Here is a 14,232-nt window from a genome sequence, read left to right as displayed (position 1 = left end):
CGGCGGCCACGCCTTGGGCGGGCAGCCACAGCGCGAAGTCGCCGCCGTTGAGCCGGCCGACGCGGCAGCCTGCGACCGACTCGGGATAGGCCTGCAGCGCGGTGACCATCGTCAGCAGCACATCGTCGACCGCGCCGCGGCCCAGGCGGGCATTCAGCCCGGGCAGGTCGCGCAGGCGCACCAGCACCAGGCCGGCCACGGCCGGGCCGTCGTCACGCTGCAGGGCCGCGTCGAGCTCGGCCAGGAAATGCTTGCGCGTGGACACACCCGTCAGCGGGTCATGGTGGACTTGCTGGCGCAGCACCAGCAGCTGGCCGGCCTGGGCCTCGAACAGCTCGCGCACGCGCTGCACCATCGCGTTCATCGCGCGCGTCAGGCGCTGCAGTTCGGGCACGCGCGGCTCGGTGACCTGGCCATAGCTGCCGGCCAGCACACCCTCGGCCTGGGCCACGGCGGCATCCAGCGGCCGGCGGATGCGCCGCAACCCGGCCCAGGCTGCAACGGCCGCGACGATGCCGACGATGAGCAGCCAGGCCAGCAGCCGGCGCGACGTCAGCCACAGCGCGTCATGGGCATAGCTGGAATGGCTCCTCAGCTCGACGGAACCGATGGCGCTCCAGCCGTCGGACAGTTGGGCCACGCCGGCCGGGGCGCTGATGGGAAACAGCGCGCGGAACCAGCCAGGCGCCTGGCCGGGGCGCGGTGCGCCGCTGCGCTCGAACAGCGTCTGGCCGGCGGCATCGCGCCAGCGCACCAACTCGTAGGCGCCGGTGTCGAACTGGGCCGACACCAGCAGCTTGATCAGCTCGGCGTCGCCGCGCTGCTGGGACAAGGCCAAGGCCAGGGACTGCGCGTTGTCGGCGTTCTTGAGTTCGAGCTGGGTGCGCATGAGCTGCTGCGTGGAGCGCGCGGACAGGCCGACCGCGCCCACCAGCGCCGCCAGCACCACGCCCAGCACCAGCCAGGCGATCTGTCGCATCAACGACATGACTTGGTCTCCATCACAAAAAGCCTTCCGCCCGCACCTTGGCCACCAGCTCGCGCCACAGCGACAGCCGCGCCAGCGGGTCGCCTGCCGTCACCTGCCCGACGCCCTGCCACAGGCCCTCGGTGTTGAAGCTGAATACCGGCGTCAGGTCGGGCCGCTGCGAGGCCGGCAGCACCTCGGGGCGCAGGTTGTCCAGGATCAGCGGCTCGGCCCCCGGCTCGGCATGGTAGGCCAGCACCATGTGGGCCAGCGACTGGCCCTGCTGGCGGGCTCGCACATAGACCATGCGCAACCGCGCCGTCGGCACGCCGGCGGCGGCCAGGCTGAAGTATTTGGCGATGGCGTAGTCTTCGCAGTCGCCGGCGCGCCTGTCCAAGCTTTCCAGCGGCGAGGCCCAGTAGTCGGCGAGGCGCCAGGTGTCAGCGTCTTCCCGAAACGCCAGGCGGCGGTTGAAGAAGTCGTTGATCTCGGTGAGCCGCTGCAGTTCGTCCTGGCTGCCGCTGCGCGCGATCTGCTGCACCAGCGCCTGCGCCTGCTCGGCGACGCGCGGGCCGCGCAGGGCCGCCGCCTCCAAGACGCGCGCCGCGTCGTAGGCGGCCAACACCAGCCAGGGGCAGGCGACAAAGGCGGCCAGCCACCACCGGTACGGGCCCGAGCGGAAGGTGGCGCTGAAGGTCGGGATGGGCAAGATGGCGGCGGGCGGGGATTGATTTCACTGTACCGCCCCGCACCCCCGCGCCGAGCGGGCCGAGCGTGAACTCAGGCCGGTGAAGACCGCAGCCCGTAGACCTTGTCGCCGACGAACAGGTACTCCGCGCGCAGCACCGGCTCGCCCTGCTCGCCGGCAAAGGTGAAGCCCAGCACAGCGATCTCGGCGCCCGGCCTGACCTCCTCGACGCCCCAGGCCTGCAGGCGCGTCAGCGGCGCCAGCTCGACCTCCCAACGCCGGTCGCGCCGCGTGGGCACCCTGGCCTTGGCCAGCAGCGCGGTGCCGTCGACGGCCGCCGTCTGGCGCGGCAGGCTGCGCTTGGCGAGGTCTGCCGGCAGCGCGAGGTTCTCGGGCAGCTCCAGCTGCAGCTCCGCGTGCGGGTTGCGCCAGGCCACCTTGGCGGCGCGGCCGCTGAGGTAGATGGGGCGCTCCTGGTCGAAGCTGCTCCAGCCATGGTGGGCCAGCGCGGGCAGGCCGGCCAGGGCCGGCAGCGCGGCCAGCATTGAACGTCTTTGCATCATCACGAACTCCTGGTCAGACGTAAGCGATAAATCGGCCACAGATGATGACAGCGACCCAAATCCCTACGGAGACGAGGCCCTGGACCCGTGCCGGCACGTCCGCCACTGCCAGGCTGCCCCGCGCGTGGAACCACGCGGCGTTCGCGCCCGCCAGCATCAACAGCAGCAGTTTGAGGCGGAAGGCCGGGTTGGCCAGCAGCTCCTGCGGCTGTGTGGCGAACATGCACAGGCCGGTCAGCGCGCACAACGCAAAACCCAGCAGCGCCAGAGGCAGCACCAGCCGAGCCAATGCGGCCAGCTGCAGCGCGCGACCCAGCCCAAGCAGGCGCAGCTCGAACACCAGCAGGCCACCGAACAACAGGGCGATGCCCAGCACATGCACCGCCTCCAGCGCGGGATAGGCCCACGGGTGGGAAGCTAGGGCAGTCCACATGGCGGCGGGCGAATCAAAACGATGAAGTGGGCAAGATTGACGCCAGCGCGGCTGATGCCATCACTGTAGCGACGCCGGCGCCGCCTATGATTTTTGGGCCATGCAGACCACCGCCTCCACCCCGAGCAGCCCGATCAGCCCGACGCAGAAGATCCGCGACGACATCGACCAGTCGCGCCGCCGCGGCCCCCTGCAGCAGATCCAGATCCCGCCCTGCCCCGAGCTGCTGGCCCAGTTGCAGCAGGCCATGAGCCAGGCCGAGCCCGACCTCAACCTCGTCGCCCGCATCGCCTCCAGCGACGTGGCCATGGCTGCCACGCTGCTGCGCATCGCCAACGGGCCGCTGTTCAAGCCCGTGGGTCTGCCCTGCACGACCGTGGGCCAGGCGATGACGCGCATCGGTCTGCGCGAGAGCGTGGCGGTCATGACGGGCTTCCTCCTGCAGCACGCCATTCCCGTCAACGCGCCGCAGCTGGCGCGCTTCTGGGAGCGCAGCGCCAAGCGTGCCGCGGCGATGGCGACCATCGCCCAGCAACTGCCGGGGCTGTCGCCGGACCTGGCGCACAGCTTCGGCCTGTTCCTGCATGTGGGCATGCCGGTGCTGTTGCAGAGCGTGCGTGGCTACGCGGCCACCATGGTCGAGGCCGGTGCGCGCATCGACCGGCCCTACATCGCCACCGAAAACGCCAACCACAAGACCGACCATGCCGTCGTCGGCGCGCTGGTCGTGCGGGTGTGGAACCTGCCGGCGCCGCTGATGGCGGCGATCCGCCTGCACCACGACTACGCCGCGCTCGGCCATGCGGGCATTGAGCCGGAGATCCATACGCTGATCGCCGCCGGCCTCATCGCCGAGCACCTGATGCGCCGCCATGAAGGCCTGCCGGAAGACGCCGACTGGGCCGACCACCACGCTGCCGCCATGGCCTGGCTGGGCATAGGCTGGGACGAGCTGGCGCTATGGGAAGAGGCCGTGACCGCCCAGCTCGATGCGGCCTGAGCAGCGGATGCGACTGCCGCGCCTGCGCATCCTCGTCCTCGCCGCCATGGCGGTGGTGACGCTGGCCACGCTGGGCTGGTGGGTATTCGGGCCGTCGGGCGTCGCCGTCGAGCTGACGCGGCGCAGCTGGCGCATGGAGATCGTCATCGAAAAGCTGCGCGCCGAAGCCGGCTCCGACTGGTGCGACGAGCTGCCCGCGGGCGCCTTCGACATCACCCGCCGCATGACGGCCGACCCGACGGGCCGGCGCGCAGAACCCGGCGAGCATTGCCGCTACACGCTGCTGGCCTGGCGGCGCAGCTGGATCGCCAAGAGCGAGGGAGGGCCCGGCGACCGCCCCGACTGGCCGCGCCCGCCGCTGCGCGTGGCGCCGCCAGGCGAGGCCGGGAGCGAGCGCTTGGGAAGGCGCGAAGCCTACTTCGAGATCGAGTTGCGCGACCGCGAGGACCACGCCTGGGTGTGCCGCGTCACGCCGGAGCGCTGGCAGCAGCTGCGCGAGGGCCAGCGCTTTCGCGTCCCGGTGGACCGCTTCGGCACGGCGGATTGCCCGCGGATCGTTGAGTCACGCATTTAGCGGAACAGCTGCCAGGCCGCCACGATGACGTGGCCCCACACCGTCACATTGAAGAACAGCAGCGCGAACACACGCAGCAAGACCCAGAACTTGCGGGCCCGAAGGAAGGCCTCGTCCTCGCCGGTAAAGACGTAAATACCCATATAGAGGACCGAGGGCAGCAGCGTGGCGGCCATCACGACGGCCATGAACCAGTAGAAAAAGGTCATGTCGCGATTGTGGCGACCGCGCCACCGTGTTGAGGGCAGGAAGACCCGGACCCACGCACCGATGAAAAGGCCCGGACCGTTGCCGGGCCGGGCCTGCGAACTGACGCGCTACCGCCTTACTTCTTGCGCACCGGCGGCACGTCCGTGCAGGAACCGTGCGCCACTTCCGCCGCCATGCCGAGCGATTCGCCCAGCGTCGGGTGCGGGTGGATGGTCTTGCCGATGTCCACCGCGTCGGCGCCCATCTCGATGGCCAGCGCGATCTCGCCGATCATGTCGCCCGCATGCGTGCCGACGATGCCGCCGCCGATGATGCGATGGCTTTCCTCATCGAAGAGCAGCTTGGTGAAGCCCTCGTCGCGGCCATTCGCAATCGCACGGCCCGAGGCTGTCCAGGGGAACAGGCCCTTGGTGACCTTGATGCCCTTGGCCTTGGCCTCGTCCTCGGTGATGCCCACCCAGGCCACCTCGGGGTCGGTGTAGGCGACGCTGGGAATCACGCGGGCGTCGAACTGGCTCTTGGCGTATTCGGCGTTCTCCAGCAGTTCGCCGGCGCAAACCTCGGCGGCGACATGGCCCTCGTGCACCGCCTTGTGGGCCAGCATGGGCTGGCCGACGATGTCGCCGATGGCGAAGATGTTGGGCACGTTGGTGCGCATCTGCACGTCGACCGGGATGAAGCCGCGGTCGGTCACCGCGACGCCGGCGTTCTCGGCGCCGAGCTTCTTGCCGTTGGGGGTGCGGCCCACGGCCTGCAGCACCAGGTCGTAGCGCTGTGGCTCCTTGGGCGCGCCTTCGCCCTCGAAGCTCACCCAGATGCCGTCTTCCTTGGCTTCGGCCCCCACCGTTTTCGTGTTCAACATGATGTTGTCGAAGCGGTGTGCATTGAACTTCTGCCAGACCTTGACGAGGTCGCGGTCGGCGCCGGTCATCAGGGTGGGCAGCATCTCCACGACGTCCAGGCGCGTGCCCAGCGTCGAGTACACGGTGCCCATCTCCAGGCCGATGATGCCGCCGCCGACGATGAGCATCTTGACCGCCTCGACCTTCATCTCCAGCGCGCCGGTCGAGTCGACGATGCGCGGATCGTCGGGCAGGAAGGGCAGGCGCACGGCCTGCGAACCGGCCGCGATGATGAGGCGCTTGAAGGCGACGGTCTGCGACGCCCCCGTCTTGGCCTGGCCCGTCGCGCCCTCGGTCGCTTCGACCTTGAGGTTCTGCGCGTCGAGCAAGGTGCCGACGCCGCGCAGCACCGTCACCTTGCGCATCTTGGCCATGGCCGCGAGGCCGCCGGTCAGTTTGCCGGTGACCTTGTTCTTGTGCGCGCGCAGCTTGTCGAAGTCGACCTCCGGCTCGCCGAAGGCCACGCCCAGGTCGGCCATGTGGCTGACCTCGTCCATGACGGCGGCCACGTGCAGCAGGGCCTTGGACGGGATGCAGCCGACGTTGAGGCAGACGCCGCCGAGCGTCGCGTAACGCTCGACGAGGGCGACCTTCAGGCCCAGGTCGGCGGCGCGGAAGGCTGCCGAGTAGCCACCCGGGCCGCCGCCGAGGACGACGAGGTCGAAGGCCTGGTCGGCGCTGCCCGAGTAGGTCGCGGCCACCGGGGCCGGCACGGCTGCAACTGGCGCGGGGGTCGGTGCTACAGCGGCAGGCGCCGCAGCGGGGGCCGCCGCGTCGCTGCCTTGCAGCGACACGATGACCGAGCCCTTCTTGACCTTGTCACCAATCTTGACCTTGATCTCTGTGACTACGCCCGCCGATGACGACGGGATCTCCATCGACGCCTTGTCGCTCTCGACGGTGATCAGGCTCTGCTCGACCTTGACGGTGTCGCCGGCCTTGACCAGCACCTCGATGACGCCGACTTCGTCAAAGTCGCCGATGTCGGGAACTTGAACTTCAATGAGTGCCATGAGTTCAGCTCCCTCTTACAGAGCGATCCGACGGAAGTCGGACAGCAGGCTGGCGAAGTACACGTTGAAGCGCGCAGCCGCCGCGCCGTCGATGACGCGGTGATCCCACGACAGCGACAGCGGCAGGATCAGCCGCGGCTGGAAGGCCTTGCCGTCCCAGACCGGCTCGATGCTGCTCTTGCAGACGCCCATGATGGCCACTTCGGGCGCATTGATGATGGGCGTGAAGTACTTGCCGCCGATGCCGCCGAGCGACGAGATCGAGAAGCAGCCGCCACTCATGTCGGCGGGCCCGAGCTTGCCGTCGCGGGCCTTCTTGGCCAGCTCGCCCATCTCCTGGGTGATCTGGAAGATGCCCTTCTTGTCGGCGTCCTTGATGACGGGCACGACCAGGCCGTTCGGCGTGTCGGCCGCGAAGCCGATGTGAAAGTACTGCTTGAGCACCAAGGTGTCGCCGTCGAGCGAGGCGTTGAACTCGGGGAACTTCTTCAGCGCCGCGACGGCCGCCTTGATCATGAAGGCGAGCATGGTGACCTTCACGGCGCCGGCGCCGTTGCCAGATTTCGCGGCCTTCTCGTTTTCCAGGTTGAGCTGGACACGGAAGGCTTCGAGGTCGGTGATGTCCGCGTCGTCGTGATTGGTGACGTGCGGAATGACGACCCAGTTGCGATGCAAGTTGGCACCCGAGATCTTCTTGATGCGCGACAGCTCCTTGCGCTCGACGCTGCCGAATTTCTCGAAATCGACCTTGGGCCAGGCCAGCACAGACAGGCCGCTGCCGCCACCGCCAGCAGCGGGCGCAGGCGCGACAGCCTTCTGCGCGGCCGTCTGCACCGCGCCGCTCATGACCGCCTTGACGAAGCCTTGCACGTCGCTCTCGACGATGCGGCCTTTGGCGCCACTGCCCTTGACTTCTTCCAGCGGCACGCCCAGCTCGCGGGCGAGCTTGCGGATGGTGGGCGAGGCGTGGGGCAGCTTGCCGGTGGGCGCCACGGGCTGGTGCGGCGGCAGCGCGGCCGTGGGGACGGTCTTGGCTTCGGCAGCGGCAGGCGCCGGTGCTGCCTGAGCGGGCGCAGCAGCAGCTGCCACCGCAGCGGCGGGGGCGGCGGCTACCGGGGCAGCTGCACCACCAGAGGCCTTCACCCGCGCCAGCGCCGAACCCTTCTTGACCTTGTCGCCGACCTTGACGAGCAGCTCCTCGATGACGCCGGCGGTTGACGACGGGATTTCCATCGACGCCTTGTCGCTCTCGACGGTGATGAGGCTCTGCTCGACCTTGACGGCGTCGCCGACCTTGACCAGCACTTCGATCACGGCCACTTCGTCGAAGTCGCCGATGTCCGGCACTTCGATGGTGACCGGGCCGCTGCTCTGGGCGGGCGCTGCTGAGGGTGGCGCCTCAGCGGGAGCCGGCGCGGGCGCGGGCGTGGCAGCGACAGGCGCAGCGGCTGCAGGCGCGGCCGCGCCCGCACCCTCGACGAGCACCAACACGCTGCCTTCCTTGACCTTGTCGCCCACGGCGACCTTGATCTCCTTGACGACGCCGGCCTGGGACGACGGAATCTCCATCGACGCCTTGTCGCTTTCGACCGTGATCAGGCTTTGCTCGACCTTGACGGTATCGCCCACCTTGACCAGCACCTCGATGACGCCGACTTCGTCGAAATCGCCAATGTCTGGAACCTTGACTTCAACCAATGCCATGTCTTGTCTCCCTCGGCTTTACGCGTACAAAGGGTTGATCTTGTTGGCGTCGATGCCGTACTTGGCAATCGCTTCCGCCACGCGTTCGAGCGGCACCGCACCGTCGTCGGCCAGAGCCTTCAGCGCGGCCACGACGATGTAATGGCGGTTGACCTCGAAGTGCGCGCGCAGCTTGGAGCGGAAGTCCGAACGTCCGAAACCATCGGTACCCAGCACCTTGTAGGAACGGCCCTTGGGGATGAAGGCGCGGATCTGCTCGGCATAGTTCTTCATGTAGTCGGTCGACGCGATGACCGGGCCCTTGGTCTGGCCGAGCTGTTGCGTCACATAGGGCACGCAGGCCAGTTCGGTCGGGTGCAGCAGGTTCCAGCGCTCGGCATTCTGGCCGTCGCGAGCCAACTCGTTGAAGCTCGGGCAACTCCAGACACTGGCGCCGATGCCCCACTCTTCTTCCAGCAGCTTCTTCGCCGCCTGGCTTTCACGCAGGATGGTGCCCGAGCCCAGCAGGTTGACCGTCAGGGCGGCCGGGGCGGCCTCGTCCAGCAGGTACATGCCCTTGAGGATCTGCTCCTCGGTGCCGGCCTTCAGGCCCGGCATGGGGTAGTTTTCGTTGAGCAGGGTGATGTAGTAGTAGACGTTTTCCTGGTCTTCCACCATGCGCTTGAGGCCGCGCTGCATGATGACCGCCACTTCGTGCGCGAAGGTCGGGTCGTAGCTGACGCAGTTGGGGATGGTGCCGGCCAGGATGTGGCTGTGGCCGTCCTCATGCTGCAGGCCTTCGCCGTTGAGCGTCGTGCGGCCGGACGTGCCGCCCAGCAGGAAGCCACGCGCCTGCATGTCACCCGCCGCCCAGGCCAGGTCGCCGATGCGCTGGAAGCCGAACATCGAGTAGTAGACGTAGAACGGGATCATCACCCGGTTGTTCGTCGAGTACGACGTCGCCGCGGCGATCCACGAGGCCATGCCGCCGGCCTCGTTGATGCCTTCCTGCAGCACCTGGCCGGCCTTGTCCTCGCGGTAGTACATGACCTGGTCGCGGTCGACCGGCGTGTACTGCTGGCCCGCGGGGTTGTAGATGCCGATCTGGCGGAACAGGCCTTCCATGCCGAAGGTGCGCGCCTCGTCGACGAGGATGGGCACCGTGCGCGGGCCCAGCTCCTTGTCGCGCAGCAGCGTGGTCAGGAAGCGCACATAGGCCTGCGTCGTCGAGATCTCGCGGCCTTCGGCCGTCGGGTCCAGCACGGCCTGGAAGGTGGCCAGGTCGGGCACCTTCAAGTTCTCGTCGGTCCTGGCGCGGCGCTTGGGCAGGTAGCCGCCCAGGGCATTGCGGCGCTCGTGCAGGTACTTCAGCTCCTGCGAGCCTTCCGGCGGCTGGTAGAACGGGATCTTGGGCAGGTCCTCGTCCGACACCGGGATGTTGAAGCGGTCGCGCATCGCACGGATGTCGTCGTCCTGCAGCTTCTTGGTCTGGTGGGCGGTGTTCTTGCCTTCGCCGATCTTGCCCATGCCGAAGCCCTTGACGGTCTTCACCAGCAGCACGCTGGGCTGGCCGACGGTGTTGACGGCCTTGTGATAGGCCGCATAGACCTTCTGCGGGTCGTGGCCGCCGCGCTGCAGGCGCCAGATGTCCTCGTCGCTCATCTTGGCCACCATCTCGAGCAGCTTGGGGTGCTTGCCGAAGAAGTTCTTGCGCACGAAGGCGCCGTCGTTGGCCTTGAAGGCCTGGTAGTCGCCGTCGACGGTTTCCATCATGACCTTGCGCAGCAGCTCGTCCTTGTCGCGCGCCAGCAGCGGGTCCCAGTAGCCGCCCCAGATCAGCTTGATGACGTTCCAGCCCGCGCCGCGGAACTCGCCTTCGAGCTCCTGGATGATCTTGCCGTTGCCGCGCACCGGGCCATCCAGGCGCTGCAGGTTGCAGTTGACGACGAAAATCAGGTTGTCGAGCTTCTCGCGCGCGGCCAGGCCGATGGCGCCGAGCGACTCCGGCTCGTCCATCTCGCCGTCGCCCAGGAAGACCCAGACCTTGCGCTTGCTCGTGTCGGCAATGCCGCGGGCATGCAGGTACTTCAGGAAGCGCGCCTGATAGATGGCCATCAAGGGCCCGAGGCCCATCGAGACGGTCGGGAACTGCCAGAACTCGGGCATCAGCTTCGGGTGCGGGTAGCTGGACAGGCCCTTGCCGTCGACTTCCTGGCGGAAGTTGATCAGCTGTTCCTCGGTGATGCGGCCTTCCATGAAGGCGCGGGCGTAGATGCCGGGCGCGCTGTGGCCCTGGATGTAGAGCAGGTCACCGCCGTGCACGCCGTCGTCGGCATGCCAGAAGTGGTTGAAGCCGCAGCCGAGCATCGTCGCGAGGGACGCGAAGGAGCTGATGTGACCGCCCAGGTCACCCCCGTCCTCGGGGTTGTGCTTGTTGGCGCGCACGACCATCGCCATCGCGTTCCAGCGCATATAGGCGCGCAGACGCTCTTCGATCTCGATGTTGCCGGGGAAGCGCTCTTCCTGGTCGGTCGGAATCGTGTTGACGTAGGCCGTGTTGGCCGAGAACGGCACGTCGATGCCCGCCTGGCGGGCATGGTCGATCAGGGTTTCGAGCAGGAAGTGGGCACGGTCACCGCCTTCCTCGCTGATGACCGCCGAGAGGGCATCCAGCCACTCGCGCGTCTCTTGGGGTTCGGTGTCGTTCGCGGCGGCGCCGAGAAACTCTTGCGGCTGGGCTGACATGGCCGTGTCTCCTGGTGATCCGCCTCTGCCGGGCGGGAAAGGGTGTCTGTACAAGGGCGAGCGCAGGCAGGACCCGCGAGCGGGCGGAGTGTCGCACAGCCCTCGCCATAATCCCAAATGGCGCGAGATCGTTTCTTAATATGAAAAATTGAGGCTGTTTTCGACCCGGATAATTTGTCAATGTCCGCTGACACCCCCGCTCCAGAGATCCGCACGCGCAGCCAGCGCCTGCTTGCGCCGCTGCGCCGCCTGATTGCGACGTGGTGGTTCCGGCAGTCGCCGTCGCGCCAGGACCGGCTGGCGACGCTGGGGCCGCTGATCTCGGTGCTGCTCTTCCTGGCGGCCATCATTTCGGCCTTCTGGTATCTGCGCAACGAAGAGATCGAGCGCGAGAGCGAGTCTGTCAAGCGCGACACCGAGATCGCCCAGCAGCAGATCCGCCTGCGACTGATCGAGAACCAGGAGCAACTCGTGCGCATTGCGCGCGAGGTCGTCACCCGGCAGATCGACACCCACGAGTTCTCAGCGCAGGCCCAGGCCTTCGCGCGCGAGCGGCCGGAGCTGACGCATGTGACCTGGCTGAGCAACCGGCGCGAACGGCGCAGCAGCGTCGGCGCGGCCGGCTTCCAGGCCGACAGGCTGATGTCGGCCAATGGCAACGACCCGTCCATGCCGATGCCCAACCAGTCCAATGCCGCGGCCATCGCCTTCGAGGCGGCCAAGGACCGCCGCCAGCCCGTCTACTCGCCGCCGTTCACCGACGCCAACGGCATCACCGTCTTCCAGCTGCATATCCCATTGATCGACCGCGGCGGCTTCGTCGGCGTGCTGATCGCCGAATACACCGTCGAGGCCCTGCTGCGCTACTACGTGCCCAGCGAGGTGGCCACGCGTCACACCATCGCCGTGCTGGATGCGCGCGACCAGATCGTCAGCAGCACCGTCACGCCCATGCCGGGCCAGGTCTTGCGTCGCGCCTCGCTGCTGCACGACGTGCCCCTGGCGCCGGCGCTCAACGGCCTGGTGCTGCGCGGCCAGGGCTGGCGCACCTCCATCGGCCTGATCAACAACGCGCTGTTCTGGCTGGTGCTGGCGCTGGCCGGCATGACGGTGTGGATGCTGCTCGGCACCTGGCGCCACATGCGGCGCCGCACGCAGATACAAAACGCGCTGACGCTGGAGACCAACTTCCGCCGGGCGATGGAGAACTCCATGCTGACCGGCATGCGCGCCATGGACATGGACACGCGCATCACCTACGTGAACCCGGCGTTCTGCGCGATGACAGGCTTCTCGGAGGCCGACCTCGTCGGCCGCACGCCGCCCTACCCCTTCTGGCCGGCCGACCGCCGCGAGGAGAACGCGCGCCTGCTGCAGCAGGAGCTGCAGGGCCGCAGCCCCTCGGGCGGCGTCGAGGTGAAGATCGCCCGCAAGGACGGCTCGGCCTTCGACGCGCGCGTCTATGTGTCGCCGCTGGTGGACACCAAGGGCAAGCAGACCGGCTGGATGACCTCGATGACCAACATCACCGAGGCCAAGCGCGTGCGCGACCAGCTCTCCGCCTCGCACGAGCGCTTCACGACCGTGCTGGAAGGCCTGGACGCCGCCGTGTCGGTGCTGTCGGTGCAGCCGCCGGAGCTGCTGTTCGCCAACCGCAGCTACCGCCTCTGGTTCGGCGCCGACCCGGCCGGCCATGCGCTGCTGGCGGGCGGTCATCTGCTGGGCACGACCAGCCGCGGCGGTGCGCTTGACGACAGCGCCGACGAGGTCGACGACTACTCCGGCCTGCCCGCCGAGGCGCTGACCGACGTCGGCTCCGACCCGCGTGAGGTCTATGTGGAATCGCTGGCCATGTGGTTCGACGTCCGCGCCCGCTACCTGCAGTGGACCGACGGCCGCCTGGCCCAGATGCTGATCGCCACCGACATCACCATGCGCCGCCACGCCGAGGCGCAAGCCGCCCTGCAGGCCGACAAGGCCCAGGTCACCAGCCGGCTCATGACCATGGGCGAGATGGCCTCCAGCGTCGCCCATGAACTCAACCAGCCGCTGACGGCCATCACCAACTACTGCAACGGCATGGTCAGCCGGGTGCGCGCCGACAGCATCGACAAGGAAGCGCTGATGGCGGCGCTGACCAAGACGGCCAAGCAGGCCGAGCGGGCCGGCCAGATCATTCACCGCATCCGCAACTTCGTGAAGCGCAGCGAGCCGCAGCGTCAGCCGGCCCATGCGGCGGACATCGTCGAGGATGCGGTGGAACTGGCCGGCATCGAGCTGCGCCGCCGCAGCGTGGCCATCCACACCTATGTGGCCCAGCGCCTGCCGCAGATGATGGTCGACCCCATCCTCATCGAGCAGGTGCTGATGAACCTGCTGAAGAACGCCGCCGAGGCCATCGACAACGCCTCGCTGCCAACCTCGCGCCGCCACATCGAGCTGCGCGTCATCCCCAAGCACAGCGCCGAGCTGGGCGGCCAGATCGAGTTCTCCGTCACCGACATGGGGCCGGGGCTGCCTGACGAAGTGCTGGCCCGCATGTACGAGGCCTTTTTCTCGACCAAGGCCGACGGACTGGGCATCGGCTTAGGGTTATGCCGGTCTATCGTCGAGTCGCACCAGGGCCGGATAAAAGCCGAGAACCTCTACAATGGCAGCTTGGTCGTTGGCTGCCGATTTGCCTTCACGATCCCGGTCACGATCACCTCGGAACACCTGCGTTCCGATCCCGCCAACGGCCCTGCCGGCAGCGCTCAGCGAACTGAACCCACCACACCATGAGCTTGATCCCGAAGAAGGGCAATGTCTATGTCGTCGATGACGACGAGGCCGTCCGCGACTCACTCCAGTGGCTGCTCGAGGGCAAGGACTACCGGGTCAAGTGCTTTGACTCCGCCGAGTCCTTCCTGGCTCGCTACGACCCGCGCGAGGTCGCCTGCCTGATCGCCGACATCCGCATGGACGGCATGACCGGCCTGGAGCTGCAGGATCGGCTCATCGAGCGCAAGAGCCCGCTGCCCATCGTCTTCATCACCGGCCACGGCGACGTGCCGATGGCGGTGCAGACGATGAAGAAGGGCGCGATGGACTTCATCGAGAAGCCCTTCAAGGAAGAAGAGCTGCTGGCCCTGGTGGAGCGCATGCTCGATCAGGCCCGCGAAGCCTTCTCCAGCCACCAGGAAGCCGCCAGCCGCGACGCCCTGCTGGCCCGCCTGACGACGCGTGAAGCGCAGGTGCTGGAGCGCATCGTCGCCGGCCGCCTGAACAAGCAGATCGCCGACGACCTCGGCATCAGCATCAAGACGGTCGAGGCGCACCGCGCCAACATCATGGAAAAACTCAACGCCAACACGGTGGCGGACCTGCTCAAGATTGCCTTGGGCGCGACCGCCAAGGCTTGAGTTCCACCCACATCCGAAAGGCCGCTGAAACGTCAGCGGCTTTTTGCTTTCTG

Annotated in this window: 12 protein-coding genes; 4 read left to right on the top strand and 8 right to left on the bottom strand. The window is 67.8% G+C overall.

What is annotated here, in order from left to right; translation table 11 throughout:
• The 4 genes from ACT6S0_RS12575 to ACT6S0_RS12560 all read right to left on the bottom strand — a co-directional run.
• Positions 1 to 988 (bottom strand): LapD/MoxY N-terminal periplasmic domain-containing protein (locus tag ACT6S0_RS12575; RefSeq protein WP_444764167.1); only part of this gene is annotated, 988 nt, incomplete at its 3' end.
• Positions 989 to 1,001: 13 nt separating this feature from the next.
• The gene (locus ACT6S0_RS12570; protein ID WP_444764166.1) at positions 1,002 to 1,676 is read right to left on the bottom strand and encodes a transglutaminase-like cysteine peptidase; all 675 of its coding nucleotides are present in this window, start codon (positions 1,674 to 1,676) and stop codon (positions 1,002 to 1,004) included.
• Between the two features lie 71 nt (positions 1,677 to 1,747).
• The gene (locus ACT6S0_RS12565) at positions 1,748 to 2,215 is read right to left on the bottom strand and encodes a DUF6152 family protein (RefSeq protein ID WP_444764165.1); all 468 of its coding nucleotides are present in this window, start codon (positions 2,213 to 2,215) and stop codon (positions 1,748 to 1,750) included.
• A 16-nt stretch (positions 2,216 to 2,231) separates the two neighbouring features.
• Positions 2,232 to 2,651, bottom strand: coding sequence for a hypothetical protein (locus ACT6S0_RS12560; protein WP_444764164.1), 420 nt, complete (start codon positions 2,649 to 2,651; stop codon positions 2,232 to 2,234).
• Between the two features lie 100 nt (positions 2,652 to 2,751).
• Here ACT6S0_RS12560 and ACT6S0_RS12555 point away from each other — a divergent pair, with 100 nt between their 5' ends.
• Positions 2,752 to 3,651 carry an HDOD domain-containing protein gene (locus tag ACT6S0_RS12555; protein ID WP_444764163.1) on the top strand — a complete coding sequence of 300 codons (900 nt, stop codon included), beginning with the start codon at positions 2,752 to 2,754 and terminating at the stop codon, positions 3,649 to 3,651.
• Positions 3,652 to 3,658: 7 nt separating this feature from the next.
• Positions 3,659 to 4,225 (top strand): hypothetical protein, encoded by a 567-nt coding sequence (locus tag ACT6S0_RS12550; RefSeq protein WP_444764162.1) that lies wholly within the window; start codon positions 3,659 to 3,661, stop codon positions 4,223 to 4,225.
• On the opposite strand, the gene ACT6S0_RS12545 is transcribed toward ACT6S0_RS12550, so the two are convergent.
• The 4 genes from ACT6S0_RS12545 to aceE form a co-directional block, all read right to left on the bottom strand.
• Positions 4,222 to 4,434, bottom strand: a complete 213-nt coding sequence (locus tag ACT6S0_RS12545) for a hypothetical protein (protein ID WP_444764161.1) — start codon at positions 4,432 to 4,434, stop codon at positions 4,222 to 4,224. The two genes, ACT6S0_RS12550 and ACT6S0_RS12545, sit on opposite strands and share 4 nt — an antisense overlap.
• A gap of 116 nt (positions 4,435 to 4,550) precedes the next feature.
• Positions 4,551 to 6,350: a dihydrolipoyl dehydrogenase gene (gene lpdA, locus ACT6S0_RS12540; protein WP_444764160.1), complete on the bottom strand. Its 1,800-nt coding sequence runs from the start codon at positions 6,348 to 6,350 to the stop codon at positions 4,551 to 4,553.
• Positions 6,351 to 6,365: 15 nt separating this feature from the next.
• A complete protein-coding gene (gene aceF, locus ACT6S0_RS12535) occupies positions 6,366 to 8,054 on the bottom strand; it encodes a dihydrolipoyllysine-residue acetyltransferase (protein WP_444764159.1) in 1,689 nt (562 codons plus the stop codon).
• Between the two features lie 18 nt (positions 8,055 to 8,072).
• Positions 8,073 to 10,778, bottom strand: a complete 2,706-nt coding sequence (gene aceE / locus ACT6S0_RS12530; RefSeq protein WP_444764158.1) for a pyruvate dehydrogenase (acetyl-transferring), homodimeric type — start codon at positions 10,776 to 10,778, stop codon at positions 8,073 to 8,075.
• Between the two features lie 180 nt (positions 10,779 to 10,958).
• On the opposite strand from aceE, the gene ACT6S0_RS12525 reads away from it, so the two are divergent.
• Entirely contained in the window at positions 10,959 to 13,559 is a 2,601-nt protein-coding gene (locus tag ACT6S0_RS12525; RefSeq protein WP_444764157.1) for a PAS domain S-box protein, read from the top strand.
• Complete coding sequence (locus ACT6S0_RS12520) at positions 13,556 to 14,179, top strand: response regulator transcription factor (RefSeq protein WP_056195018.1); 624 nt, start codon at positions 13,556 to 13,558, stop codon at positions 14,177 to 14,179. The genes ACT6S0_RS12525 and ACT6S0_RS12520 overlap by 4 nt, the downstream gene beginning before the upstream one ends.
• Positions 14,180 to 14,232: the final 53 nt, after the last annotated feature.

It is taken from the genome of Roseateles sp. (genome assembly GCF_052436255.1).
In the GTDB taxonomy this organism is placed as follows: Bacteria; Pseudomonadota; Gammaproteobacteria; order Burkholderiales; family Burkholderiaceae_C; genus Pelomonas.
Note: the sequence above shows the minus strand (reverse complement) of the source record. Positions and strands in the feature narration are given on the sequence as shown.

Coding starts and splice junctions, on each gene's coding strand:
- ACT6S0_RS12565 (WP_444764165.1), bottom strand. CDS start 2,215: ATGCAAAGACGTTCAATGCTGGCCGCGCTGCCGGCCCTGGCCGGCCTG.
- ACT6S0_RS12560 (WP_444764164.1), bottom strand. CDS start 2,651: ATGTGGACTGCCCTAGCTTCCCACCCGTGGGCCTATCCCGCGCTGGAG.
- ACT6S0_RS12555 (WP_444764163.1), top strand. CDS start 2,752: ATGCAGACCACCGCCTCCACCCCGAGCAGCCCGATCAGCCCGACGCAG.
- ACT6S0_RS12550 (WP_444764162.1), top strand. CDS start 3,659: ATGCGACTGCCGCGCCTGCGCATCCTCGTCCTCGCCGCCATGGCGGTG.
- ACT6S0_RS12545 (WP_444764161.1), bottom strand. CDS start 4,434: ATGACCTTTTTCTACTGGTTCATGGCCGTCGTGATGGCCGCCACGCTG.
- lpdA (WP_444764160.1), bottom strand. CDS start 6,350: ATGGCACTCATTGAAGTTCAAGTTCCCGACATCGGCGACTTTGACGAA.
- aceF (WP_444764159.1), bottom strand. CDS start 8,054: ATGGCATTGGTTGAAGTCAAGGTTCCAGACATTGGCGATTTCGACGAA.
- aceE (WP_444764158.1), bottom strand. CDS start 10,778: ATGTCAGCCCAGCCGCAAGAGTTTCTCGGCGCCGCCGCGAACGACACC.
- ACT6S0_RS12525 (WP_444764157.1), top strand. CDS start 10,959: ATGTCCGCTGACACCCCCGCTCCAGAGATCCGCACGCGCAGCCAGCGC.
- ACT6S0_RS12520 (WP_056195018.1), top strand. CDS start 13,556: ATGAGCTTGATCCCGAAGAAGGGCAATGTCTATGTCGTCGATGACGAC.